Below are 24,951 nucleotides of genomic sequence, written 5' to 3'. Positions count from 1 at the left end.
TCCCTCCTCTTCTGTTATAAAAATTCCTCAATTTAAAAAGAGCAAGCACAGAATAACCTGATGTGGTCTTCCTGCACTTGCTCTTGCGATTAACGGGTTTGAACATCTTGGGTACGTCCCATGTACCATGATTGAAATGATTCAGCCATAACCAAGGGAATGTCATGTGCCCGATGATGCAGAACAGGTTTGGCACGGTTTACCGTATGAATGGAAGCAACACCCAACCAACGCTGTAACACATTACGGGTGATCTGCACTTCGATGACTTTCTCACGTTTGGAGATGAAGAGTGTTGAAGTGAGCGCACCGGTTCGAAGTTGAATGAAATTCTGATTCAAGATGTATCTTGTATGGAAAAAGTCCACCACTCTGCATGTTGCAATCCATACTAACAGAATCGCCGAAATCATCCACCAGGCATGCTTCTGTCCTAACACGAATGGTTTGAAATACCACAATAAACCTGTGATCACGATCCATCCCCAGCTTGGTTTGAGCAGACGCAGCCATAGCGATATTCGTGGCAGTTTTTCCATCTCCTGCGTAACCTGATAGGATGGTAGAATCTCCTCAATCATGCTATAGGCTTGCTTCACAGGCAGGAAGGGATAGAGCGAGTTCACCTCATGTTCGGATTCCCCCAGACTCCCCGCAGTTGTCAGTTCCACTTCCGCTAGGCCAAGCAGCCTTTTCATCGGAGACTGTGTAATTTTCACGGCCTGAACGCGTTCTTTCAGGATTGAAAATGACGTTTGCTCCATCATGCCCTTCGTGATATAGATCCGCTTGGCATCCGAGGTGATCTGGAAATTTCCATACTTCACGAAGGTTCTGACAATACCCAAAGCAATGGATATAATTAATAAAACCAAAATCATCAAACTGGCAATCCACCAGGAATCAAGCCAGGTTAATAATAAGCTTTCCGTTACTTCTTCATCGGGGAAAAAATCTTTCACCCACGAATAAAGCGTGCCCAGGACCGGAATCAGTACGAGAAAACTAAGCGAGGTAAAGGATGCTTTGAATATATCCTTCCGGGTAGAATGATAATGAACAACCCGTTCCTGTTTTTCTTTTGCAGGCAGAGACATGGCTTTATCCGTTATAACAGGTTCAGATTGTGACTCTCCCTCTTCTATGGGATCAGCTACATGCAACGTATCATGTTCCTCTGTGGCGGCTTCTACCGTTTCTGCTTCTTCTGCTATATACCCCGCTACAATCTTCTCCAGCAGTTCCGCTTCAGAAAGTGAAACAACGTGTAACTGAAAAGTAGCATCTTCTCCCTTGATTCCGGTCTCGAAACGCATCGACGTCACGCGGAACAACCGATGAAACACTGTCGTATGACGATTCACATTCTGGACTTTACTATACGGGATAGTTCTTCTAGTACGGTTGAACATACCACTATAGATATGAAAGGCTGTATCATCCGCTGTATAACGAGAAGTAAACCACTTCCAGATGATCGAAATCAAACCTATTGAAATACCTACATAAAAGGCAATTCTTCCATAGAAGAGCCATTGGGACTCTGAGTCCTGACGGAAGACAAACAAAAACAGGATGATCGCGAACGAATTTTTCACCAGTTTCCACAAGCTCCACAGCATGGTTAATGGGTGATGTCGTTTTATATCAATCATTCATCCACCTCATTAATCCGTGCATAGGACGCAATCTGATGACGGAGCGCAAGCGCAACTTCCTCTGGCAATGCCGGGATTTCATGTGATGAACCCATCGTGCCAACCGATACGGAATAGAGTCCATATTTTCGCATCAAAGGTCCCTGATTCGTTGTAACCGATTGCACTTTTGCCATGGGAATGATCTGATGTACCTTGGTTAGCGCCCCATGCTTCAGTTGCAGGAACTCCTCATTCACATCATAGTACCAGTGCTTGTATAACCATGAAGGCTGGATAAAAATATCCCAAACCGCATAAGGCACAGATATGGCTGTAACCCCCCACAATATCCAACCGATCCACGTCTTCCACCCATAGATGGAGTCGAGTATTAACAGTCCGGCAAGTATCAGAAGGCCTATGACATTCCATATGATGGCGCTAATTCTCCACAGGTTTACTGCATGAGGAGATAACCGTTGCTCGGGTGGCTTCCACTGTATTGACATATGTTCACTCCTTTTTCCTCGGGTACATCAAAACACACATGATACACTGTACGAACAATCGCCCACGATCGATGCAGAAAGATTCCGTTAGTTAGTAAAAGAGATGACCCCTGTATAGCACAGGTCGTCATCTCTATTGTTCATTTCATTTTACTTTTACTATAAAATCCTGTACTTTACATAACCATACCATATGATCTGTTCCTTCGCCCCAATAGTTCTTCGCCACCACATAGGGTTAACCGAATTTGCGTTGCCACTTCTGCTGTGCGATTCGATAGCCGCTATCTAAGCAGAATTGCTGAATACCCAACCGCTGAAGTTCAGTACCCAGTGCTAGAATGAGCGCTGAACCAATCCCTTGACCTTGAACCTCGGGCAAAACGTACAGGCTACCCAGTTCTCCGATATCATTCAGCCGTTGATCTGTACATTCTCGAATCTCCTCACCACAAGGTCCATACGAAATTGTGCCTACAATGGACTTACCCATTTTGGCCACGAGGAAAAATACATTTGCTTCCTTGTTATGATCTGGCTGCAATGCAGTGTGAATTAATGCTCTCTTATGTGCTATTTCATGCTGGATATCATCCAGTAGGGAGCCTATGCCCTCCTGTTCGAATGCTGCGGGGATCGTTGTTTCAAACACCTGACACGCTGCATCCGCATCCGTTTGCGTCAAAGGTTCAATAGTAATTTGGTCATCCACAGGTTCTTCTCCATTCCATATACCTTCTTAATCTGTACGTCGCTGGATCAGTCTTCTTAATTGGTTAGCATCCTCAAGGGATATACTATACCCAGCAGACGTGTCTTCCTGGTTTACTAAGAGGCCTTGCATCTTGGGATCCATTCCTAGTGAAAAATCATACCGTGTTACCGAGCCATCCCCATTCGTTATGCTCATGTTGTACTGTGTACCATAATCGAGATTACCCGGCAAACGCTCTGCCTTATGTATGGCCTCCATCATGATCCGAATCTCATCAGCTCGATCAAACTCAACATCTTGGCATGGTTCCAAAGTGAGGTTTGGATTACAGGTTAAAGTGATCAGCACAGGAAGCCCTTCTTCCGAGTCCGGTTCATTCGGTTGACTGCACCCTGTCATGAACGTAGCAATGACGAATACCATCAAGAAACCTACATATTTCACCATACCACCGACCACCCTGACTTCGTAATGAATAGAGAAGTAACAATTACAGCATCTAGTGACTCAACTGAACTATCTAAATATCCGTAGTCATATCCAGTTACGCAACTCCGGGTCCCATGAAGACAACAGAGCGATCAGTCGCTCTACGGTCTCTTCCACAAATACCTGAACCCTCTCACCCGTAATGAACTCAGGAGTAATTCCAGGTTCCTCCCCATTAAGAAAAGAAAACGTATGGTCCCGCCAGCGAATAATCTCATCCGCAGTTAAACGATCTGTCATATCATAGCCTGGTGAACTGTTGAGCACCTGCCACACTTCTTCACTCCAACTTGAACCTTGATAGATATTGAAATCAATCTGGTCCGTCTCCTGGTAATATAAACGCGCCAGTTCATCCTTCGATCTGCTACTTCCTGTGTGTTGGTCTGCCTTATTGACCCGTTCGACGAATTCAGGATGCACACTTCGGAACCAGTAATAGTCTGTCAACACATGCATAAAGTACCCACGCACAAACCACTTCCATCCTTCATCGGTAAGTTGTTGCATATAGGATGAGTAAAGTTCCTTCAGTCCACCAAGGTAATCTCCATTATCTTTCGGGTTAAAATGGGTGTATTCCTTGTCCTCTCTGGTTGTGCCTTCACGCATATGTATGGAATCCGGGGCGATGTTCCCCAGATAGAATGAATCTCGACCAAACTGCATTTGCAGAGATTCTGCAATTCGATTAGCAATATTGAGATGAACCATAGGTAGCGGCATAGAAATAATCTCCTTTTATCGGGTAGTATTCTACTGACTTAGGATAAAACGATATAACCTACGGGTGCAACGTACAGATCACCGGAATAGATAAACTTCGCTATGTTCCACATTTCTTCACCGTAAGTTCGTAATTAACCCTGTATTCTCTCCAATTGCATCCGGTCAAATAGCTGCTCCAGATCCGTATGATACTCCGGCTGTTCCTTCACGAGCAGACTAATATATTCCGATCCACACTCATAGAATACCAGACGATTGAACGGAGCTGTATCTCCAAAATGATTACTTTCCTGTCCAAATTTTGCCCGAATCAGATTCTCAACATACCTTGCGTAACCTTCGTTCCACTCCAGCCAACTCCAGTACTCCGCTTGTTCTTCATTTAATGAACGGAACAACGCCTTTCTAGCTGTTTGCACTTTCGATAGGTCTTTACTCTTCAAAGCAGACAACAATGAGTTAATCCGCTCCACAACGATTTCATCTTCATATGGAAATTCATAATCCAGTTCCCATGTTACGCGCTTCAGTTGGTCCATTTTGTGCTTAATCTGAAGACGGTTTACGATCCGTTCATCATATTTCTCATATACATAGCAATGAACATATTCGTGGAACAGATAGACTTTCTGCTCCAGATCTTTGAACGCTGCATCCGTTACAATCGCACACATTCTTCCGTCCATATGATGCACCGGCATTGCCGCAAGGCATTCATCTGGAATATATAAATCGTCCGGTACCGTCTTCACCCACTCATATTGCTGCGTTTTGGACGAATAATCATAGATATATAATAAAGCCTCATAGGCTACAACAACTGGATAATGTTCTGCAAACAAAGGATGTAGGCTAACTAAGTCTTTCTGAAGCTCGTTCAACTCATTAATTTGCTCTAAAAAACCCTCCATGTTATTAACCCTCTCTTTACTCTAATGATGCGTTAATCATACTAGAATAGAAAAGATAAAACACTGAGAGAAAAATGATAATTCTGTTCGAGTATGAGATGCTGAACGTTAGAAGCGCTCTCCACGTTTCTCATACAGGTAGATATCCAGTGCCTGAATCCCACGCCGGGCCAGCTTAATAAACAGGATCAGCGCATACACACCCAGTCCGTATAACAGCACATTAATCAACATTAGAAATATCGTAATCATCATTGTTATTCCTCCTATTTCACATTTTAAATCACAACTCCCTATTCTAGCACATTTTTCCTAAGTTAACTTTTTGGGTAGATGTAAGAGTCGCTTAGCGTGCTTATTGGTTTAAAAACGAAAAACCTACCACTTAACTCAGGGAGTGGTAGATCTGTTTCAATCAAATCTTATGTTCATAGATTCTCGTCTCTTCATCATCAAGCAGGTATCCTTTACCGATATAGGCCCAGTTATTTTTTTCATAATAATCGGTCAGATCAGTACACAAATAGAGCTTGTCATACCCTTTCGCTTTCACCTCATTTAATGCATGGGTCTGAAGTTGTCCACCCAGGTTTCGGCCCCGATATTCTGGATCAACATGAAGACATGCAAACCAGGGAAAGAGATCCTGTCTGCTATTCAGATCACTTCGTAATAATGCGTACCCACCGATAATTCGGTCTCCATCCAACATCACATAAAATCTCGGCACATCACTCTCTGTATCCACAGAACGCTCTACACAATCTCGATAGAAATGGAAGCTCGATTCCGAGCCCCATTGTTTCCAAAAATACTGTACTGCTTCTTGCAGCACGTCCGGCTTCTGCCGAATATCAAAAATTTCCAAAATGTTAATCTCCCTTCATACTTTTGTATGTTCAACGTTCAGTTCACGCACAAAAACAGCCGTCCCCTTCATTCTGACATCCATATCCTTACCATCCCGAATCACACTCACTTGAACCTTTCCATCTCTACCAATCTCATGCCCTTGTTCTACCACAAACTGTACCTCAGCGATCTCCGGTTTCACATACGTTAAATAATAGGCACCCATGACCCCGGAGGCTGTTCCAGTCACTGGATCTTCCGTCGTACCTGAGTAAGGTGAGGAAAAATGTCTGGCATGCATCATCGCATCGGAATCACGGGTTTCGAAACAAAAGGGATGCAGCGAAGCTTTGGGGTTTTCAAGTAAAATTCCTGGGAATAGGGAAGAATCCGGTTTCATTTTCGTAAAAGAGCTTAGTTCACGAATTGGGATTAATAACGTCCAGGTTCCTGTACTTCCATAAACGATTGGCGTAGAATGGTCGACATCATCCAGAGTGAGGTTTATGGCGCTCACCAGCTTCTCGATATCACCCTGGAACGGTATAAACTGCGGCTGATCCTGTTTCATTTCCATGTAAATGGTGTCGGTATTCCGCTCAAATCGTATGGGTAATAGACCTACATTGGTTTCAATCGTGATTAACTCTTTGTCACCCAACATACCACGTGTCCTCATACCATACAGTGATGCCATTGTGGCATGACCACACAGATTAATCTCATGACCCGGCGTAAAATAACGTAATCTGACGTCAGCTACTTCCGAGTTCAACACAAATACCGTCTCATTAAAACCAACCTTATAAGCGATCTGCTGCATCTCCGTCTCACTCAAATGATCTGCCTCAAAAACCACTCCTGCCGGGTTACCTTGACCAGGAACTATAGAGAAAGCATCATAATGATAGACCGTAACCTCACTCATGATCAGACCTACTCTCTCTGTAATCTACGAGACGTACATTTCCATATAACTCTACACTTTCACCATCCATTACAACCCCGCCACCATCTTGGCACGCATAGACCGTTGTACGGTTAACGCGCGTGTATTCTCTTAATGAATTCAGGGTATCTTCAGAACCGTCCCAGTGCGGTGCAAACTCAAATTTAACGAGCCCCAGTGCTTTCATATCATCCAAACCCACTTCATTTTCATCTGCATCTTCCCCATACTCAGCTATCTCGATCGTAGATGTCGTCAGAATACTGCCTGCGCTGACCCCAATCAGAATGCCACCACTCTTCACATAGGAACGCAGCAAACCAAGCACATTTCTCTTCTGTAATAAACTTAGAAAATAAAACGTATTTCCGCCGGATAGATGAATCGCATCACATTCGAAAATAGCGCCAAATGTGCTCTCCTCATACTCCAGATCAAGATCATAATATTGAATGTTATCTATTCCTATTAGATTATAGTAACGTCTAGTGTGTTCAAAATACTTTCGCTCAGGGTCGGAACTTGAAGGGATATATCCAATGGAAGGTTGTTCACTGTCGAACAAGCTTCGTATTCTCTGATTCAATTTAGCGTTAGACTCGAAGAGCAAATCACCTAACAGAACCAACGTAGTCATTTTATTTCCTCCCGTTCCTATTAGACTGACTTAAACTCTCTATCCAAAATCGAGAAAAAATACTGGTCTGTCCACTGATTGTCCCACCACAGTTCTTCCTTGAATACGGCCTCCCGAGTCAAACCCACATGCTTCATCAGTGCAGCTGAGCGAACGTTTTGTGAATTACACATGCCGACGACCTTATGAGCTTGTAACTCTTGAAATGCAAATTGTAACAAAAGACGGGTAGCCTCGCTCCCATATCCGTTGCCTGCGTACTCTGAAAGTACTGCGAATCCAAGTTCCCAGCTTTTTCGGTAATCCACATAACTCCACATCTGAACAATACCAATGGGTGTATCTTCCGGATCATTCAAGCGGCGTATAACGAAATCATAGGCATACGGTTTCTCATCTGCGACAGCAAAATGGCTGCGATATTCCTCACGGACCTTCTCCTCATCCGTTTCAACATTTTCCTCAAAGCTCCATATGCTTGAGTCACATTCAAGTTGACATATGAAGTCGAGATCCTGCTCTGTGACTGTTTTTATTTTAATTTTCTGTCCCACGAATTCCAGGTGAATTCATCCCCGTTCTGTAAGGATCATTCCTTTTCTCCATAGTGCTTTAACAATATCGACCTGATAGTTTGGCTTAATCACTTTGCCCTCAGTGACAACTGACCACAATTTCTTACTATTTTCATGAGCCATACTAGGGTCCTCATGAAATAACTTCACCGTGTTAATGGCATACCTTTTATTTAACGAGTTCTCTTTATGATTGTATCTTCCTTGTGGAATCCCTTTGACATAACCATCCTCACACAGGCCCAGAAAAGCAGTTTTTGGACAGCCTTTCCGTTGTCCCCAACTTCCCTCACCGAACAACTCTCCTGTTGCAAAACTCCAAGCCTCAACTGGGTCTACAAATTTCTTGGTCTCTACGTAATGAACTGCATTAATAGCGGCTTGAACATATTTGTTTTGAAACATACCGACATCCCCTTTAGAAAAGATCATTGTTTGGGAATCTCCCACTCTGTATCAAACAAACCTCTACCAATATTCCATTTGGCAAGCAAAGCTCTCTGTCTGTTTTCCAGGTCAAGATAGGGTGCTTCAACACAGGATAGCGTGTCAAACATATGGATAAAATGAGGCCCTTCCTTGAAACGTCGAAGCCCGCCATACTCTTCATCATCTGCTGCCCATACAATCTTTTTAATCCCCGACATTAATATGGTGCATGAACACATGGGACAAGGCTCACAGGTAGTATAAAGCGTCAAGTCTTTCTTCTTCGTGAATCTCTTCTTGTCTACATCCAGCAAATGTTTTCCTGCCCGACGAATAGCATCAACCTCTGCATGTGCGGTGGGGTCGCAATCCGAGAAGACTCGGTTTCTGCCTTTACTCACGACAATCCCATCCACATCCACGATTATCGCACCAATCGGATACGTTCCTTCAGTAAATGATTGTTCTGCTTCTTCCAGAGCCAAAGTTAAATATTCATAATCCGATAACTTCATTGAAAGTCCCCCTAAGTACAGTTATAGATCACCTACAAAACATATCCCTCTATTTCTGAATGAAGTGTTTGATGCCTTTTGCATCAGGGAGAGTAGTCAGTTCCTTTCTCAAAAACACAGGATAGACTTCCATCCGCTCCAGTTCGTCCAAGGAGAACCATCGGAAGATTAGCTTACCGTTTTCTTCTAGGCCATTGAACTCAACTTGGCTATATAGCTTATGGGCTTCCGGCAATGTGATGACATAATAAAAACCAACTTCATGATACTTCAGGCCATCATATTCAAAGAAATCTTCACTAACATATGCGAGCCTGTGCGCTTCTACATGAACACCCAGTTCCTCCATCATCTCTCGCACAATAGCCGCTTCTGTTGTTTCGTTCAATTCCACCCGCCCTCCGGGCAGATTCCAGAAATCATCCTGTTCAGTCGTATGCAAAAGAACTCTTCCCGCATCCATAACAATACCTGCCACACGGAAGTTGAATTTGTTGTTATTTTGTTCATACGACATATTATTGTTATCTGCAGTGGTCATCTCGCTGACCATCCATCAGCAAATCCGTCCATGAATCCCATGATGAATGAGGGAATGATGAGTACGAGCAATAAAATTAAACTGGCTATGCCCCATCTAAGAATTACTTTCCGTTTGCTTCGAACACCTATAATAAGTAAGATTGCGGTTGTTGCAATTAAGGCTACTCCATAAAATGTCATAAAACTAACCTCCGGTATGTATTCGTATTTCATTAAGGTTATTACAGAATCTTTTCTAGTTTGTGCCTACAAGCCTCGCGGTCATAATCCGAATTATCCAGCCAGACCTTATCCATCTGAAGTAACCCATAGATTTCGGACTCCAGCTTCTTTCTTTCCAGCAAAACCTGTACCGTACCCTTAACACCCTGATAACCCTGTGCCTGCCCCAAACCCTGGTTCGTATAATAATTAATGAATCCCTCTGACCATTCTTTTGGTCTTTCACTAACTGCCTTATCAAAGGTATAGGATATATCTTTCTGGTCGATATAGATGAGAAGCGGATTCAGAGCATGAATGATACGCCCCAGTTCCAATACATACTGCACGTTCTGCTCTTTGGATTGATTGCATTTTACAAGACCCATGGTTAGTGGATTCTGGATAAAACAACATTCAAATATCGTGATGCAGTCATCATTCGTGCTTAACACATTTCGGGCGAAATCTTGCCACTTCTCGGTGATCAGCTTAACATTTTGCTCAAAAGGAATTTCGTAAATATCTCGCCTGAAAATATCCTGTACAATGTGATCGGGAAGCTCTATTCCCCATTGTTCTTTCATCTTACGATAAGGAATCAAGAAACCTTGATCATGGGCAATCGCATTACTTTCCAGAACCTCTCTGTATTTTTCATGCGTTTTCAATAAAGTCTCGAAGTCTTCAGCATGATAAAAAGCAACGCCTTCGTAATCAGCAGGGTGATCCAGGTTTCCTTCCTGAAATAGTTGTACCTGCTTGCCTTGACCTATCAGGATTTCGGATGCCATCTTGGCAATCGTTGACTTGCCTGAACCCGGTAATCCTTCAATGAGTATTAATCTCCTAGCCATCATTACATCATCCTTTACTTTGTGTGATGATATGGATCTTCCATCTATCAGAAACTATGTTATCAATCAATATCTGCAATAACCATTGCGCAGAATCGCCATCATCTTTCTTTTTCCAAAATAACATCGTACTTATATAGCTCCCTGGCAAAGTTTCTTTTGCTCTTGAATGATAATATCGCTTATGGAATAATCTTGCGAACTTTGTATCTTCCCATGCCCGATATAGGAGACTGTGGATCAAAAAGATTCATATATGCTCTCTCATCCTCCGATCAGCATTCATCTACTCTTCCAAACCTCCCACGATCATGAGCTGCGTTGGGCGCTGAATTCCGACAGTTTTCAAACGTTCAATGATAGAATTACCTTGTTCTGCAAATGCGGCATAATCTTCAAACGCCTTGGCCCTTACCATATGCTGTTTGCAGGCATTAGTAACCAAATATATATCCCGTTCTGCCATAACATCCGGCTTGGGTTCGTTGTACTCGTATGTCCAATGTATACGTATACCACTGGCAGTAACGATATCCCTGACTTCCTGACGCGTGTACGTGTGATGATGGTATATTCCCAAACGCTGATCTATATCGGCACTGAAATGATGATATAAAATATGAGTCAGTTGGGCTTCATTCGGCTTATCACTGACTAATTCATTCATGAGAAACAGACCGTTTCTTTTCACAACTCGCTTCATTTCTTCCAGGACCTGTGCACCTGGCGGTAAATGATGTAATGCATTCGAAATACAAACCGTATCGAACGGCCCATCTGCAAATCCCATGTTACCCGCATCCATCGGCTTAAACTGAATCTTTCCATGACTCGCATAAGCAGCCTCTGCTTGACGTAATGAATCCATATCCGTATCCATTCCAGTAATCTGTTCGATACCACTGAATAGTTCAAGTATGGTAGGAATAAATCTACCCGATCCCGTGCCTACGTCCAATACCTGCCCTGCCCGATGCGTACTCAAATGTTTCTTCAATTCATCCACGGAACACACCATCCCGGTTATGACTTTGCTTGCTTTTATTTTAAAAGAAGAAGACTTCCTATGTATGTAAAATTTTCTCTCAAGGTACATCATAACCCATAATGTGGGATTTGCGAACAAACGAAGTAAGCCATCTCTGTTTATATCGCATTTCTCGCCAAAAACACGCTGCTCTGCACGAGTTACATCATGCAAAGCGCGTGGATATCAGCAGAACTTTCATGCAACTTTTGTAACTGTCCACCATCACTCTATCTAACTATCTATTAAATAACATATTCATTATGCCAACCGCTTCAAACTGAATCTCTTTGTCTTCATTATCCGCAAAAAGGTAACTATATGTTGAATAGATCCCCATATGCCGTATATGTCCGCCTTTAAAATGAAACTTCTCTCCCTCACCGTCAATCGTCTGCGTAAAAGTCCTGCCTTCATTCACATTATACGAAGAATGGATGTCATGTTCACCCCGTTTCTTGAACAGAAATCTCTACGTTCTTGGCCAAAACCCACCCACTCAATCCATACGAGGAAGAGATCACCATGTACTTGTATTTCTCTTCTATCAGCCGAGTTTGCAATTCGTCATAGGAATCATAACTGACAGGCCAACCGTAGCCCTTCCCTAACTCTAACAACTCTCGATTATGAGGGACAAAATGCTCAATGTCCCACTCATCCAGATCCAAAATAATGCTGCCATGCAGCGGTGTATCAAACGCATGGGCCATTACTCCTGAGAATAAAACATCCATATTTTTTGGCGTCTCATGACTCGAACAAGTACGCATCCTGATTCTTTCGTTCTCTAAATCGACTTCGTAACTTAGTATGATATTGTCATGCAAACTTGGCATAGTCCTTCTCCTTCTGGTGTGCTCACATATCAAACACCGTAATATTGTTTGTAGTCTGAGACCCATTCCGCTTTGGAAAAATCAACAAAGTCATACGGCTCGCACTGTCTAAGGTAAAGCAACTCCTCATGCGCCAGTTCCCCGTCCATTTTTTCCAAATAAATAAAGTCTGATCATATCCCGCACCACATAATAACTGCACATCAATATAACTACCCGCATCCTGATTCTTTCGTTTGGCTTGCCAGATCAGCGTGGTGTCCTCCACATTTCCAATACAGAATAATATGATGCACAACAGTCTCAGAACCTCGTTATTCTCTGATTTTCGGTTCTCAATCTCTTGCTGAAGCAGCTGTCGGATCGGCTCTCGATGGATGTCATCAGGCTCCAATCCGTATAACTCCAACATTTCTTCCTCGTTCATATTTGTTCCCCTTACCTACTTGAGAATGTTGTTTAACTCTTCCGCTTTTTTCCTGCTATCCATTCTAGCATAAAAATAAAAAGCGATGACGTGCAGCACGATAGATAACAACCACATGCCGGGGAACCAGGGAGCGATGAATTGGAACATGTCTACCGAGAACAACCATACCATCGCCATACCTCCTGCAATATTGAATGTGGAAGAAATGACGATATTCCATATCGGTTTTAACGTAAAATAGTTCCACAGTATGTTATACATCATTCCAAACACTACAGCTGCAATGAAAGAAATACCCGCTATATTCCATAAATAGGACATCTGAATGGGCAGATCACCAAAGAATATTGTAGCCAAGAGTGTGATCCATAGCGTCATTATAGTGAATACTTGAAAAAAAGAATGTCTTAGTTGAGTAATCATGATAATTTCCCCCTAAAGTTTTTAATATAAAATCGACTGACAAAGTAACTGGAGCTATCGCTCAGATCTACCTTAATCCGAGCTTGGTCTGTTGCAGAGAATGCGGTGATGTACTGGGTATTGATGATCGTTTGATTATTGATTTTTACAAAATGAACGTCATCCAGGTCCTCTTCTACAAATTTCAACCGTTTGTTGAGCAAGTATCTCTCGCCTGTAATCACACGTATACAACACATCCGATCCTCCGACTCAATGGCGACCACCGAGCTTAATTGTATCTGTACGTTGCGATTGTTCTTGGCATGGATGACCGTTAGTTGGGTTTCGGACTGGCCAATCGCTTTCTGAATACGATCCCACTTCGACTTCTCCGAAGGATGAGTTATGACCTTGGCTACCCTTTTATCAATTGCTGTGTCCTCTTCAAAAATGACTTTCACGTGTTGCCCCTCCTCTCACAACTCATATTACTAGCATAGTTACGGCAGTCCCACTGTATTGCGTTTTGTTGCATGATTTTGCAAGTTTGTTGCATTGGCATGGCTTAGATACTAAAAAGAACCACTCCATAGGAGCAGTTCTTCCATGTAATCATCCAGAGCATTTAAGGCATGAGCTATTCTTTTTTTATCAAGGTGCTGCCTTAACCTACTCAACCTCCAGATACATCTCCTGATTTTGCAGGATTATCTTATTCATGTGTGCAATAGCTAATTGCGCCACGGTCTGATAGGTAGCATATAAAACCTCTGTTCTCTGAAGTAATATCGGGTCATTCTCCAGATCTGTTGGCAGCACCTCACTCCACGCTTCATCCACTCTGTTTTTGTCCGTAATCAGACTTTCAATCTGGTCCAGTAGAGTCACCATTTCATCTAAACGAAAAAAGTGCATCCCATTTTTAATTCCATGCCAGCTCTTAATCTCGATGATGTTATATGCCGAAAACCAGTAAAACTCTGCCAGACTCTTCGTGTGATTGTGATAGGAATAGAACAGAAATAAGGCTTGTTGCCCTTCATGTAGCTGTCGGTATATCTCTGTTTTGGCGGCCATATCTCTGCCCCGTACAGAAATAAGCATCGGTTCAATACATAACCAGCTAAGTTGCTTTGAATGTATATCTTCTACTCGCACTCTAGCCTTCAATAACATTCCCCTCTCTGTTCACCACTTTAAGGATTATCTGGTGCTTCCACTGCCGGGTCATTCTCTCCGCCCATTCTGCGTCTGGATGTCTCCATTTTCCCTGTCGAAGGCACATGGTCAGACGCTTTAGCTAATCCGAATTTGGGCATGTTGGCGTAAATGGTCTCGAAGGAACCCGACTGAGCCTTGTATGTTTCATGATAGATCCCTACGGTTCCATCGGAACCAATGGAGCGGTTGAATCTTTTCCAAGCTTCCAAGTGCAGTCCACCCCGTGCGTATTTCTCCAACTCATCGTAAGAGCGCCAGTATTGTAACAGAGTCACCCCACGCCAGCTTATAAAATACTCTGTACTCAGAAATCCGGTCTCCGGATTCATATACAGCTCTTTAATCATCGGGCCCATGGACTTAAAAACAGGTAGCCATTTATGTATAGCCCATAGACGATTAATCCTCATCCCGATAATAAAAACAACAAATTCTCCCTCAATCTGAGCTGAATATCTCCCCTTATGTATGTTCGCCATGTCACCCCTCCTTCTCGTCAAAAACATTCCATTTCATCGGATTTGGACGACCCTTCCTATCCGCTCATAGGCATTCAGCGGAAACTCAAAACTCCACCGTTTGTGATATTCCTCGGGTCCCATTTCCTTTAATTTGCTTAATTCTCTATAGAACAGCTTGGTCAACTTGACCAGGGTTAGCTCCTCGGACATAAGTAATCGCCCCTCTGTGACGGCTTTCGGGCTAAAATTATCACTCATCTCATACACCATAAATTGAACAATTACCTGCGAACGTTTCTTGATCCAGAAGCGATATTCTCCAGGTTCGGTTTGCATTGTCATGGTTACTTCTGTGACTCCTTTGTGCAATGCAACGATTCGACATGCTATCTCATCTACCGCATCCGACAAAAAAGAAACCGGAATCTCAATCGGTTCTCCCTGATCAGGTTGAACCAGGATATCCAGCCATCCGTGCGGTTCAAGCGTCATAACGATGTCCATAGAAATCCTCCTTTATGTGATTCTATGATGCAGAATTAACTGGAGACCATGCCTTTCATTACAAATATTCTAATGAGTCAGGTGGTAAAGCCACGCCCCGATATCTTTACCAAAGGCATACACCAAATTCAACAAAATGATAGATAATAAAAATGCCGCACTCTTAGGATACTTCTTCATCAGATCAGATAGTTCTATTATTGTTTTTTGCATGATAGGGTCTCCTTTTCAAATAAAAATTACAGCCTTATTCTTCTACCCCAACCGAATTATAATAGTTAATGATATTAGGTGAAGTAGTGACTAAATTGTTGTCGTTAGGTATATCGCTTACATGTACATACAATCCAAATTCCTTCATATATTGTGCAGAATCCGGCTCTTCTTCATCAGAAATAGTTATCGTATATTCCTGCTCATCCAATGTAGGGAAACTCCATTTCGCCCACGCGAGTTCGCTTACTCTCACTTCAGCTGAAAGCTTAGCTACTGCGTATTGTCCTTCGAATTCGATTAATTCACCGATAGAATACGTTCTCTTACTGGACTCCGTGAAAACCAACTGACGATTTTCGTTTCCTATATTAATCTGTGCTACTGGACCAGTCATGTGATATGACTTAACATAGTGCAGAATGGCTTCTTGAGCGGTATCGTACTTTTTCAAACGTTGGATTGGATCAATCTCTTTACTTGGTGAACTACATCCAGCGACTATTATCAACAGCAACATACATATGTAGAACGTCCTTTTGATTTGTGTTCACGCTCCTTGTTATTATGTTTGTTTCTCTGCCATTAAAATTCTTACGATACTTGTCGTGTTTTTGAATTTCATTCTGTTATTCTTCTGTTGGTAGTCCCACCCATGTTTTATTGCATATTGAATAAGGTTGGATATCAGTTTAGGTTCATAGACAAATATATCCCATGTATCTTCCCAAGCCACATCGAACTCTACAAATGTAGATTTAAATGTATTTGAATAGATCCGAATAACAATATCGTATGCTTGCTCATCCACAACATACAAAAACAGTGTATCATTCACTACAATTTTGCGGACTTGTTTCCTATATACCTTCAGGTAAATTCCTCCCTTACTTACATATTGCTACGTAAATCCTTATAAACAATCCATTTCGTAAACAATTGTTTTAGCGCCAATCCTGTTGTATGTATGAACTCTTCCATAGCTTCCATGGATAAAATATTTAAATCACCCAAGGGTTCGTTGTCAGAGTCAGCTAAAAACTCAAGTTTCTCTCCCCTATACTGATACACCTCAGATTCTAGCAATCCACCTAAATCAAATGCTCTTCCCACGTTCAGCTCATTTAACCATTCACGAGCCCCGTCCCAATTCCGTAAAATCATAAACTCCAGCTTTGAGACATCCTGTGTATACAGGCTTCTTCCATTGGGGTGGGCTTCATATGCAGGATAAATATCGAATGTCCACACGCGGTCCGTATAGATGTGGGCGATGTAACCGCACAGATATTGCATGAATTTGGGATCACTATAAGCCAACTTTTTGTTGGACTCAAAAAAGGCTTCAAGCTCTTCGTCTGTTGCGAATCTTCCTGCCTCTGGCATGAGGTGAGTTTTTGCTTTTTCAGTACGGGTGTTAGTTCTTACATGGATAGAATCAGGAGCGAGACTTCCCAATAACAATTCAGGGGATGGCTCGGATATCAATTCGGATGCAATTGCAAAATGAACCATTGGCCAAGGCAATAAAAAAAAAAAACTCCCTTCTTTATTAAAAATGATGTTCTATGAACTACAAAGCTAAGTGCTCACTCTCTTGTACATGTATCAATTCAATACCCTCACAATAAAATCCTAATATTCCGTCCTCGTAGTCCTCAACGAAATATTTCATCGGATGATATCCGTGGTCTTTCAGATCTTTAATCTTAAACCCACTGATCTGTACTAGAACTCCATGAGGCTTATAATGAAAACTTTCAATATTAGTGAATCTAAAAAGTAATTCATATGTAACATTTGAGATTTTCATTAAAAATGTAATATCTGCTATCGAAATATTTTCATAATATTTGTCTTGTTTTATATACAGATTCAACCCGGCAACCCACTCCAAATTTTGAACAGAAAATGCTGGAATAAAAGGTTGAATTAATTCCATGTTTTTCAGCATGATCTAACCTCAATTCATTTTGAGTTATTCTATTAACGCTGTCACTTGCGTAGTAATTTAGACTCTCCTTGCTTCAAGTCTACAAATATAGGCTTCTGCACATTGTTAATTGTGGAAATATCAATCTCATCCACACTTTTAAAAATAAGCTGTAATGACTCCTTTTGTTCATCTTCAAATAAAAGAGTTACTTGATCATCACAGAGTTTTCCTTCCAACTCCGCAATAACGTCAAATAAAAACATTACAAATACTACTTCATTTCCATCCGGATACGTATAGTGCATCCTCTCGCCCGTGTAGATGGAGGCCAATTCATAAGACCTCACCTCAAGCCCCGTTTCCTCTTTCACTTCTCTAATCATGGTTTCTTCGATTCGTTCACCTGGCTCCATACCACCACCAGGTAATCCCCAATCCCCATAATCTGATCTCTTTTGCAGCAGCACTCTCCCCATATGATCTCGAATAATAGCTCCACCCGTAACAACAATACGACTAGTCATTACTCTCGCTCCTCTCTGTCGGGTTGCTTCTCAACAGCTTACGATTTTATATCAGGAACCTTTTCTATCGATTTATATCCCAAAATGCACAATGCATCTCCCATTTGTCTCAGCATACTTTGCTATGTTCGCAAGCGTGTATAATTCGTTGATTAATTCAACTTTGTTGTACACGAGTTTCTCGTAGTAGCTCTTTTGTTCTTCTCCATCAAAACAGTAACTCCCTGTCAGAACAATCGGATCCGCCGCATGGCTGAATAGATCAATCCAGGCCTGAATCAGTTGATGAAACTTCAACAAAACATCCTGCTCTTCAATCACGGTTATTCCATAGTTGTTCAGTCCACTACATCTCATACACGTAGATGGATTCCATGTATCCAACCAGCAAAGGGAATCATAGATGTACGCAATGAATTCGTCTTCTCAGGTCGCATGATTCTTTGTGGTTAATCCACTTCCATGTATTATCCCTTGTGAATCCCATGAGTAGGAGGTATGAATATTCCCGTCTACTTGCGATTTGTTTTCAATAACAAAATGATGCTTTGGCATACCTACATTTGTCCCCTTTACACGCTCACTTTCATTCAATCCTCTTAATTCATCATAACCCATGTATTGGTAAATGCGAAGTTGTTTTGAATCTAAAAATCAAAAAGCCTCCACAGTCTTATTCGACAGTGGAGACTCTATTTGCTTCTACACTTTCATCAGAAAAGTCACTAATGAAAATGGTCTTCAAACATAAACATCACGGTGTAGCAGTAATCTCCCCTGTACCAACTATCTGCGTTGCTGGGGCAACATAATTTCCTGCATCATTTCCTGTAAGAGTGTAATTAATCGTTATTACTTTATTGGTTCCTACAGCTGCATTGTTGTAAGTGGCTACGGCGATTACCTGTACGTCATCCCCAGGGATAATGTTAGATAATGCACCTGGTGTTACATTTGCAATAAGAGTTCCGTCATACACTTTGGAGAGTATTAATGTCGGAGACGTGATCATCAATTGCTTTCTAGTTATTACACCATTCACTGCAATTTCATCTGGTGCAGTATAGTTTGTTGCATCATTACCAGATAAAATATACGATACGGTTATCTTTTTATTTGTTCCTACATTTTCATTATCATAGACTCCTGAAGCACTTACCGTTACGTCATCCCCAGGACAAATACCTTGTTCATTTTCTCCACAAGATCCTACTCTAGAACCTGCTATTGCAGTTGTTGCAAAGGTTCCATCATACACTTTGAAAGTGGTAATTAGGTCTATGATCGTCCCCGTATCTGCACTAGATTGTACATAAACAGTGTAGTTCGTATTATTAACTGGAGCAATATATTTGCCACTATCAACACCAGCTATTGTATAAACCACAGTTAATGGTCTAACTTCCTGAGTTGATAATGTATCATATAAGGCCTCTGCACTCACAGTCACATCCTCACCTGAAACAACCCCAACTAATGAACCGGCAGATATGGCTAAGGATGAATCTCCATTTATCTCATCAAGAGTCAACATCGGTTCGCCGATCGTCAACTGTGCGGCTGTAATCACCCCTGTCTGGATCGTATAGTTTGCAGGCGCAATATACTTGGCCGCATCTGCTCCGCCCAACGTATAAACTACAGTTATTGTTTTACCTGTGCCTATTATTGCATCATTGTAGGTGGCTGCTGCACTCACGGTTACATGGTCTCCAGCAGCAACTCCGGTTAGTGAATCTGCTATTACTGTAGCCGAAGACGTTCCATCGTACATTTTCTCGGTTGAGAGTACTGGAGTCGAAACGGTTAACTGATTTGTACCAATAACGATCTCTGCCGAAGCCATCGATATATTGTTTGCGAGATCAACTGCATATACGACATACGTACCTGAAGCTAAACCTGCTGTATTAATTGTGGCATCTACGTTTGCTGTTACCGATTGCTTCTTGCCTAACAATCCTGCAACAGATTGATTTAAACTTGTAACTGTTTTCGGTGTTGTGGAAGGAACCAGATACAAATATCCACTTTCATTGCTCCTACCTACCACAGAATCTCCACCTGCAATGTGACCACTCGTTACATTGGACAATGTAGGAGCGATTGTATCCGTTCCTCCAGTGGAAGGTCCAGTCACGGGTACATTTGTAGAAGTAGTTGGAGGAATTGTAGTTATAACTTTATCCAACAGTCGAATTGTAGTTTCAAAAGTCGTACCATCTTTAGCTACGGAACTTAACGTCACTTTTTCAATAGTTCCCGTGCCTAGAATCTTAGCTACCGCATCTAAGTAAAGGTTTACAATAGTTGCGTCCGTCCCTAAGTTAAGTGTCGTGCCAGTTGCTGTTACTGCTGCGATAACGTCCTTAATACGGCCTTCAGGAATATCCACCTGAACCCCGCTGCCTTTAACGGTTAAGGAATCAAATGTTCCTTTTAAACCCACTTTCGAACCCACAGGTAATCGCTCAGATAACGTAATCTTGCCGAAACCATTCCCCGTAGTATCCGATTCTTGTAGCGTAGCAGGGGATTGAATGGTTACTTCTCCTACTGTCGTTGAACCTTCTACAATAATGAGAACGGGCCCCTTTGTCTTATCAACGATAAGGGTAGATGCCATGGTATTTTTTAAATAGATGGTACTAACGCCCCCACCCTCTACCCGTGTCACACCTTTAATCGTAACATTCGTAAGGTGTACATCTCCTTCTTGGATACCTTCACTAAATAATAGGTTCCCTTTGATGATCATATTCTTCAATGTAACCCCAGCCGCGCTAATGAGCACATCCCCATCAATGGTCTGCGTTCCCGCCTCAGGGCCATATGTTCCAGCTAAGCTGTAATCCGTTGCTCTTGCATTCACTGAACGATCCAGCGCAACGACTGCTTCAGCACGAGTAATCGGTTTATTCGGGTTGAAGTTATTATCGTAGCCCTGCAAGATCCCTTTAGCTACAGTAGCATCCACCGAATTTTTAGCCCATGAAGCTATTGCACTCGAATCCGTAAAGTGCTCCCCAGTACTAGTTTCATTCGATAGATCTAGAAGATCATTGATAATAACTGCAACTTCTTGTCTACTAATGGGTTTATTGGCACCGATTGTACCGTCCCTATAACCCTTTATGTATCCAGCTTTTACAGCTTTGGAAACCTCAGCATATGCCCAGTTAGATGAAGTAACATCCTTGAAGGATACAGATGCTGTTTCAGTAAATCCATATGAACGATTAACCAATGAGAAAAACTCTGCTCTAGTTATGGTATTGTTCGGTTTAAAGCTGCCATCTTCATAACCATGAATAAAACCTTTGTCGATCCATTTCGTGATCTGGCTTTCTGCCCAGTTTCCCTCGATGTCTGATACCGAAGACGCGGCGGCACCAAATACTACATTAAACGATGAAAACAACATAACTGTAATCAATAGAGTGGTCACAAGCTTTTTAGCACAATTCATGATATTAGTCCTCTCACTCATAGTATGATTACTGGATCTTATTGGTATTCACTCAACTTAACACAAAGATCAGCAATAGTATATGTTAATTGAAATCCAGTTTTCTGCCGTTTAAAATCCAGGACATTTAAGAGTTTGTCGCATATTTTTTTCAGTTTCCACAGTAAACATTTCTCACGTAAGCTCTATCACAATTCGATTTACACATAGAACAAAATGGACACGACATCGTCGCATCCATGACATTAGAAAATCCTTCGTTTACTCAGAAACGCTAATCCTTCTTCACGATACCTCTCTATAAAGTCATTGGTCACATGATCATGTCTAAGTGTGCCCATATAGTCTGTACCTGGTTTCTTCGGTCTATAGTCGAAATCGATCGTGTAGATATTAAAGTGCACCTCATCTTCGTCCTCTGATATATCCGTATGATCGAAAAGTGAGATCACTTCAGCTTTGCCGAGAAACCTAAATGGAGATTCCTGACGCTCTATAATATAAAAAGGATATGTGATGTTCTCTACCTGAATGATTTCCTGGTATTCTTTAAGCTCTTCAGGTATAAGATCCATGTACTGTCTAGCTACATCTTCTGCCTGAAAGACACCCGAAACCCACTTCAAGTCCCCCTTGGTTGCTACGATAATAAACAAGCTAATCACCTTCTAATTTAAATATTATTCCTCTCTTCCACGCACAAAAGTCTGGGACAAAATCAGGTGGCTGCCAGCGATGTTGTCAATCTCAATGCTATATTCAGACTCGGTATATTCAATCTGATGTTGCTCATAATATCTTTTCCAGAACGAAACTGCTGCCGTATTGTTGACAAGCTGTTCTACTTGGAATATGCCCTCAAATTGAGCAAAAACCAAGTCAACCGCTTGTGCTGCCAGTCCCTGTCCGCGATACTTTTTGACCAGGAACAGCTCTTGCACCGTATAATCCACATCTTTCGGCACATATGGAGGTGAGCACACCAGTACGAATCCAATAACCTTCCCTTCATACTGAATCAAAAACGGATGTAATTCATCGCGTTCCAGATATAGATAGGTGTTCGTTGGATCATATTTCCCCTCTTCAAGTAGATCCTCACCAGAAAATTCAGACAGATCATATAAATACAAGTTGTACAGGTTGAGAAACAATTCCTTCTGCTCTGGCAAAATACTCGTAATTTGTACATTCATCTTCATTCCACATCTCCCTTTGTTAATGATTTGGTCAGTGATCCATACACGACTTTGCCGATATCCACAACGAGCTTGCTGCCCCCTGTTCTCAATATATCGTTTCAACCCAAGCAGATATAGGCAAAGTTTGGTTTAAACCATGAAGTAACCTTTTCTTTCAAAGTGGACATGAACATTTGTACAAAAAAAAGACTCCCTACAGAGTCCGATTACTGGTCTTATCTTTATTTTTCACCAAGTATCCACTGGCAAGCGCTGCGGGAGCGATAAAAGGTAAGAACGTCAACCAATCCATGAAAAGAAGTATAGGAACGAAAATAAATATTACACTGATATACATCATGACTGGAGATTTTTTCTTCAACCCCTGAACACCGAAAACAACTCCTGCCAATGAGATCAATAGGACAAAAGCAACGTTAAGCACGTTCATAACCATCACCTCCACTGGCATGTAGCCAACACTTATTGAATCAGATAATCAACCACAGGATATGAAATCACATTGCGATCTCTGTACGTTGAAGTCACCGCTTCGGGATGGGTGCTAAGAATTCCGTTTTGCAACATCACCGGACGGAATCCTCGCTCCATTGCTCCGTTGTACGTAAATAGAACACATTCCTCCGCAGCAAACCCGGCGATGATCACTAATTCAATTCCATGACTCTTCAACACCTGCTCCAGATCAGTTTGCCAGAAGGCATTGGAAGCTTCCTTGGTAACGGTGAGATCCTTCTCAGTCACATCCACCTCGGGAATAATACGATACTCTTCCGGTTTGGCCTCCTCCATTCCCTCCACATCCTGAACGTGAACGACCACATGTTCATTCAATCGCAGCACGTTAGCCACATGGTTAATGTACTCACAGGCATGGTCTATCGAAGTCTGGTCCATCTTTTTACGCACAATACTCTCTTGCATATCAACAATAAGCAAACCTACTTTCATCCCATCTCTCCTCACAAATAAATTTTGCGCCTTATGGCTTAGTAAATTCCCTTGCTTACACGGAAAACTTAACTTAATCCTTAAATAATTCATTCAGCATCCGGTCGCGGTTCTCCAGAAAGCTACGGGTAATCTGATAGTGATCGGTATCCTCATAGGCTACCTCTTGAATATCGCTATCGTCAAAACTTAAAATTTCCGCCCCCGGATACCCCAGCAGAATGGGTGAGTGCGTCGCAATAATGAATTGCGAAGTGCCTGACAGATCGTGGAGAATACGCAACAAGGAGAGCTGTCTTGCTGGTGATAAAGCAGCCTCGGGCTCGTCGAGCAGATAGATGCCTTTGGAACTAAAGCGGTTGACGAACAGGTTGAGAAAAGATTCTCCATGCGATTGTTCATGTAATGAACGCCCGCCATAATATTGAAGCGACTCCGGCATCTCATCCACATGTGATGCAAACTGATAGAAAGATTCAGAGCGCATGAAGAAGCCATTCGTTATTTTGGGCAACCATGCCAATCTTAGATAATTCCCGAGCGAGGATTCCGAAGCATGTGTCTCATAAGCATTATTCCTGCCGCCCCCTGCGGTATTGAATCCACATTGATGAGCGATGCCTTCCAGCAGCGTAGATTTCCCAGAACCATTTTCACCTACAAAAAAAGTAATGTTATTCGTAAACTCCAAACGTTCCAAGGATTGTATCGTGGGTATGTCAAAAGGGTATTGGTCTCGATTCTCGATCTTGGCCGACAGGAGTTCCACACTACGAAGATACATAATCAACCTCCCACCTTTAATTTATATAAGTTTAACTAAAGAATATTTACACTCGAACTTCTCACTTATCTTCCTATTCACATTCAGTTCACTCTGATTGGTCAAGCCACGGACGAATGATATCCTTGCGGGTTATGATCTCCATTGTCTTCATGAAAAACCAGGTAAACCCGGCATAAAAGCCGATATGAGGATAACGAAAAGCTGCGGGTTTATTACCTTCATAATAGAAGTGCCCAATCCAGGATAAAACGTAATGGAAGACGGCGAGTAGTAGCGTGACTTTGATATCAATAAACAAAAAAATCCATGCCACAAAGGCCGACAAAAACGCGAAATAATGCAAAATGCGGTTGTTCCGATCCTGATGCTCCTGAAGGTAATAACGCAAGTCCTTGCGCACTCGATTCAACATCGATTCACGTCCATTTCAC

36 protein-coding genes are annotated in these 24,951 nt (G+C 42.1%); all 36 read right to left on the bottom strand.

Features of this window, described 5'->3' with window-relative positions; all coding sequences use genetic code 11:
* Positions 1-89: 89 nt before the first annotated feature.
* Positions 90-1,655 carry a PH domain-containing protein gene (locus MKX75_RS08015; RefSeq protein ID WP_339169222.1) on the bottom strand — a complete coding sequence of 522 codons (1,566 nt, stop codon included), beginning with the start codon at positions 1,653-1,655 and terminating at the stop codon, positions 90-92.
* Positions 1,652-2,149: a PH domain-containing protein gene (locus tag MKX75_RS08010; protein WP_076330183.1), complete on the bottom strand. Its 498-nt coding sequence runs from the start codon at positions 2,147-2,149 to the stop codon at positions 1,652-1,654. The genes MKX75_RS08015 and MKX75_RS08010 overlap by 4 nt, the downstream gene beginning before the upstream one ends.
* A 238-nt stretch (positions 2,150-2,387) precedes the next feature.
* Positions 2,388-2,861 carry a GNAT family N-acetyltransferase gene (locus MKX75_RS08005; protein WP_339169221.1) on the bottom strand — a complete coding sequence of 158 codons (474 nt, stop codon included), beginning with the start codon at positions 2,859-2,861 and terminating at the stop codon, positions 2,388-2,390.
* A gap of 27 nt (positions 2,862-2,888) precedes the next feature.
* Positions 2,889-3,311, bottom strand: a complete 423-nt coding sequence (locus MKX75_RS08000) for a hypothetical protein (protein WP_339169219.1) — start codon at positions 3,309-3,311, stop codon at positions 2,889-2,891.
* Positions 3,312-3,398: 87 nt separating this feature from the next.
* The gene (locus MKX75_RS07995) at positions 3,399-4,079 is read right to left on the bottom strand and encodes a zinc dependent phospholipase C family protein (RefSeq protein ID WP_339169217.1); all 681 of its coding nucleotides are present in this window, start codon (positions 4,077-4,079) and stop codon (positions 3,399-3,401) included.
* Between the two features lie 134 nt (positions 4,080-4,213).
* Positions 4,214-4,993, bottom strand: a complete 780-nt coding sequence (locus MKX75_RS07990) for a hypothetical protein (RefSeq protein WP_339169215.1) — start codon at positions 4,991-4,993, stop codon at positions 4,214-4,216.
* A gap of 108 nt (positions 4,994-5,101) precedes the next feature.
* The gene (locus MKX75_RS07985) at positions 5,102-5,248 is read right to left on the bottom strand and encodes a hypothetical protein (protein ID WP_167350840.1); all 147 of its coding nucleotides are present in this window, start codon (positions 5,246-5,248) and stop codon (positions 5,102-5,104) included.
* 160 nt (positions 5,249-5,408) lie between these two features.
* The gene (locus tag MKX75_RS07980) at positions 5,409-5,861 is read right to left on the bottom strand and encodes a GNAT family N-acetyltransferase (protein WP_339169212.1); all 453 of its coding nucleotides are present in this window, start codon (positions 5,859-5,861) and stop codon (positions 5,409-5,411) included.
* Positions 5,862-5,876: 15 nt separating this feature from the next.
* Positions 5,877-6,773, bottom strand: coding sequence for a PhzF family phenazine biosynthesis isomerase (locus MKX75_RS07975; RefSeq protein WP_339169210.1), 897 nt, complete (start codon positions 6,771-6,773; stop codon positions 5,877-5,879).
* A complete protein-coding gene (locus tag MKX75_RS07970; protein WP_339169209.1) occupies positions 6,766-7,431 on the bottom strand; it encodes a Type 1 glutamine amidotransferase-like domain-containing protein in 666 nt (221 codons plus the stop codon). Before MKX75_RS07970 ends, MKX75_RS07975 begins: the two co-directional genes overlap by 8 nt.
* Positions 7,432-7,451: 20 nt before the next feature.
* Positions 7,452-7,985: a GNAT family protein gene (locus MKX75_RS07965; RefSeq protein WP_339169207.1), complete on the bottom strand. Its 534-nt coding sequence runs from the start codon at positions 7,983-7,985 to the stop codon at positions 7,452-7,454.
* 15 nt (positions 7,986-8,000) lie between these two features.
* Entirely contained in the window at positions 8,001-8,411 is a 411-nt protein-coding gene (locus MKX75_RS07960; protein WP_339169204.1) for a hypothetical protein, read from the bottom strand.
* Between the two features lie 23 nt (positions 8,412-8,434).
* Positions 8,435-8,950 (bottom strand): nucleoside deaminase, encoded by a 516-nt coding sequence (locus MKX75_RS07955; RefSeq protein WP_339169202.1) that lies wholly within the window; start codon positions 8,948-8,950, stop codon positions 8,435-8,437.
* Positions 8,951-8,999: 49 nt separating this feature from the next.
* Entirely contained in the window at positions 9,000-9,491 is a 492-nt protein-coding gene (locus tag MKX75_RS07950; protein ID WP_339169201.1) for an NUDIX hydrolase, read from the bottom strand.
* Between the two features lie 223 nt (positions 9,492-9,714).
* Entirely contained in the window at positions 9,715-10,551 is an 837-nt protein-coding gene (locus MKX75_RS07945; protein ID WP_339169200.1) for an adenylyl-sulfate kinase, read from the bottom strand.
* 286 nt (positions 10,552-10,837) lie between these two features.
* A complete protein-coding gene (locus MKX75_RS07940) occupies positions 10,838-11,557 on the bottom strand; it encodes a methyltransferase domain-containing protein (RefSeq protein ID WP_339169199.1) in 720 nt (239 codons plus the stop codon).
* 467 nt (positions 11,558-12,024) lie between these two features.
* Positions 12,025-12,315, bottom strand: a complete 291-nt coding sequence (locus tag MKX75_RS07935; RefSeq protein ID WP_339169197.1) for a hypothetical protein — start codon at positions 12,313-12,315, stop codon at positions 12,025-12,027.
* Between the two features lie 124 nt (positions 12,316-12,439).
* Positions 12,440-12,844, bottom strand: a complete 405-nt coding sequence (locus MKX75_RS07930; protein WP_339169195.1) for a hypothetical protein — start codon at positions 12,842-12,844, stop codon at positions 12,440-12,442.
* A gap of 15 nt (positions 12,845-12,859) precedes the next feature.
* The gene (locus MKX75_RS07925; protein WP_076330162.1) at positions 12,860-13,270 is read right to left on the bottom strand and encodes a hypothetical protein; all 411 of its coding nucleotides are present in this window, start codon (positions 13,268-13,270) and stop codon (positions 12,860-12,862) included.
* Positions 13,267-13,713, bottom strand: coding sequence for a LytTR family DNA-binding domain-containing protein (locus tag MKX75_RS07920; protein WP_339169192.1), 447 nt, complete (start codon positions 13,711-13,713; stop codon positions 13,267-13,269). Before MKX75_RS07920 ends, MKX75_RS07925 begins: the two co-directional genes overlap by 4 nt.
* A gap of 208 nt (positions 13,714-13,921) precedes the next feature.
* The gene (locus MKX75_RS07915; RefSeq protein ID WP_339169190.1) at positions 13,922-14,422 is read right to left on the bottom strand and encodes a hypothetical protein; all 501 of its coding nucleotides are present in this window, start codon (positions 14,420-14,422) and stop codon (positions 13,922-13,924) included.
* 26 nt (positions 14,423-14,448) lie between these two features.
* A complete protein-coding gene (locus MKX75_RS07910) occupies positions 14,449-14,952 on the bottom strand; it encodes a DUF4188 domain-containing protein (protein WP_339169188.1) in 504 nt (167 codons plus the stop codon).
* A gap of 33 nt (positions 14,953-14,985) precedes the next feature.
* Positions 14,986-15,438, bottom strand: a complete 453-nt coding sequence (locus MKX75_RS07905) for a hypothetical protein (RefSeq protein ID WP_145146621.1) — start codon at positions 15,436-15,438, stop codon at positions 14,986-14,988.
* Positions 15,439-15,507: 69 nt separating this feature from the next.
* Entirely contained in the window at positions 15,508-15,651 is a 144-nt protein-coding gene (locus tag MKX75_RS07900; RefSeq protein ID WP_186333562.1) for a hypothetical protein, read from the bottom strand.
* A 34-nt stretch (positions 15,652-15,685) separates the two neighbouring features.
* Positions 15,686-16,171 carry a hypothetical protein gene (locus tag MKX75_RS07895; RefSeq protein ID WP_339169186.1) on the bottom strand — a complete coding sequence of 162 codons (486 nt, stop codon included), beginning with the start codon at positions 16,169-16,171 and terminating at the stop codon, positions 15,686-15,688.
* 371 nt (positions 16,172-16,542) lie between these two features.
* Positions 16,543-17,166, bottom strand: a complete 624-nt coding sequence (locus MKX75_RS07890) for a hypothetical protein (protein ID WP_186333560.1) — start codon at positions 17,164-17,166, stop codon at positions 16,543-16,545.
* A gap of 58 nt (positions 17,167-17,224) precedes the next feature.
* Positions 17,225-17,605, bottom strand: coding sequence for a hypothetical protein (locus MKX75_RS07885; protein WP_145146618.1), 381 nt, complete (start codon positions 17,603-17,605; stop codon positions 17,225-17,227).
* Between the two features lie 41 nt (positions 17,606-17,646).
* Positions 17,647-18,111 (bottom strand): NUDIX domain-containing protein, encoded by a 465-nt coding sequence (locus MKX75_RS07880; RefSeq protein ID WP_145146617.1) that lies wholly within the window; start codon positions 18,109-18,111, stop codon positions 17,647-17,649.
* Positions 18,112-18,183: 72 nt separating this feature from the next.
* Entirely contained in the window at positions 18,184-18,432 is a 249-nt protein-coding gene (locus MKX75_RS07875; protein ID WP_339169183.1) for a hypothetical protein, read from the bottom strand.
* A gap of 433 nt (positions 18,433-18,865) precedes the next feature.
* Positions 18,866-21,580, bottom strand: coding sequence for a YDG domain-containing protein (locus MKX75_RS07870; protein ID WP_339169182.1), 2,715 nt, complete (start codon positions 21,578-21,580; stop codon positions 18,866-18,868).
* Positions 21,581-21,825: 245 nt separating this feature from the next.
* Positions 21,826-22,236: a hypothetical protein gene (locus MKX75_RS07865; RefSeq protein ID WP_339169181.1), complete on the bottom strand. Its 411-nt coding sequence runs from the start codon at positions 22,234-22,236 to the stop codon at positions 21,826-21,828.
* A 24-nt stretch (positions 22,237-22,260) separates the two neighbouring features.
* Entirely contained in the window at positions 22,261-22,782 is a 522-nt protein-coding gene (locus MKX75_RS07860) for a GNAT family N-acetyltransferase (protein ID WP_339169179.1), read from the bottom strand.
* A gap of 193 nt (positions 22,783-22,975) precedes the next feature.
* On the bottom strand, positions 22,976-23,212 hold the full coding sequence (locus tag MKX75_RS07855; protein ID WP_062833310.1) for a hypothetical protein: 237 nt from the start codon (positions 23,210-23,212) through the stop codon (positions 22,976-22,978).
* A 32-nt stretch (positions 23,213-23,244) separates the two neighbouring features.
* On the bottom strand, positions 23,245-23,733 hold the full coding sequence (locus MKX75_RS07850; RefSeq protein WP_339169177.1) for an isochorismatase family cysteine hydrolase: 489 nt from the start codon (positions 23,731-23,733) through the stop codon (positions 23,245-23,247).
* Positions 23,734-23,806: 73 nt separating this feature from the next.
* The gene (locus tag MKX75_RS07845) at positions 23,807-24,517 is read right to left on the bottom strand and encodes an AAA family ATPase (protein WP_339169175.1); all 711 of its coding nucleotides are present in this window, start codon (positions 24,515-24,517) and stop codon (positions 23,807-23,809) included.
* Between the two features lie 88 nt (positions 24,518-24,605).
* Positions 24,606-24,932 carry a DUF962 domain-containing protein gene (locus MKX75_RS07840; protein ID WP_339169174.1) on the bottom strand — a complete coding sequence of 109 codons (327 nt, stop codon included), beginning with the start codon at positions 24,930-24,932 and terminating at the stop codon, positions 24,606-24,608.
* Positions 24,933-24,951: the final 19 nt, after the last annotated feature.

The sequence above is a fragment of the Paenibacillus sp. FSL R5-0341 genome, assembly GCF_037975235.1.
Taxonomy (GTDB): Bacteria; Bacillota; Bacilli; order Paenibacillales; family Paenibacillaceae; genus Paenibacillus; species Paenibacillus amylolyticus_A.
This window is presented reverse-complemented; position numbering and strand designations above follow the sequence as displayed.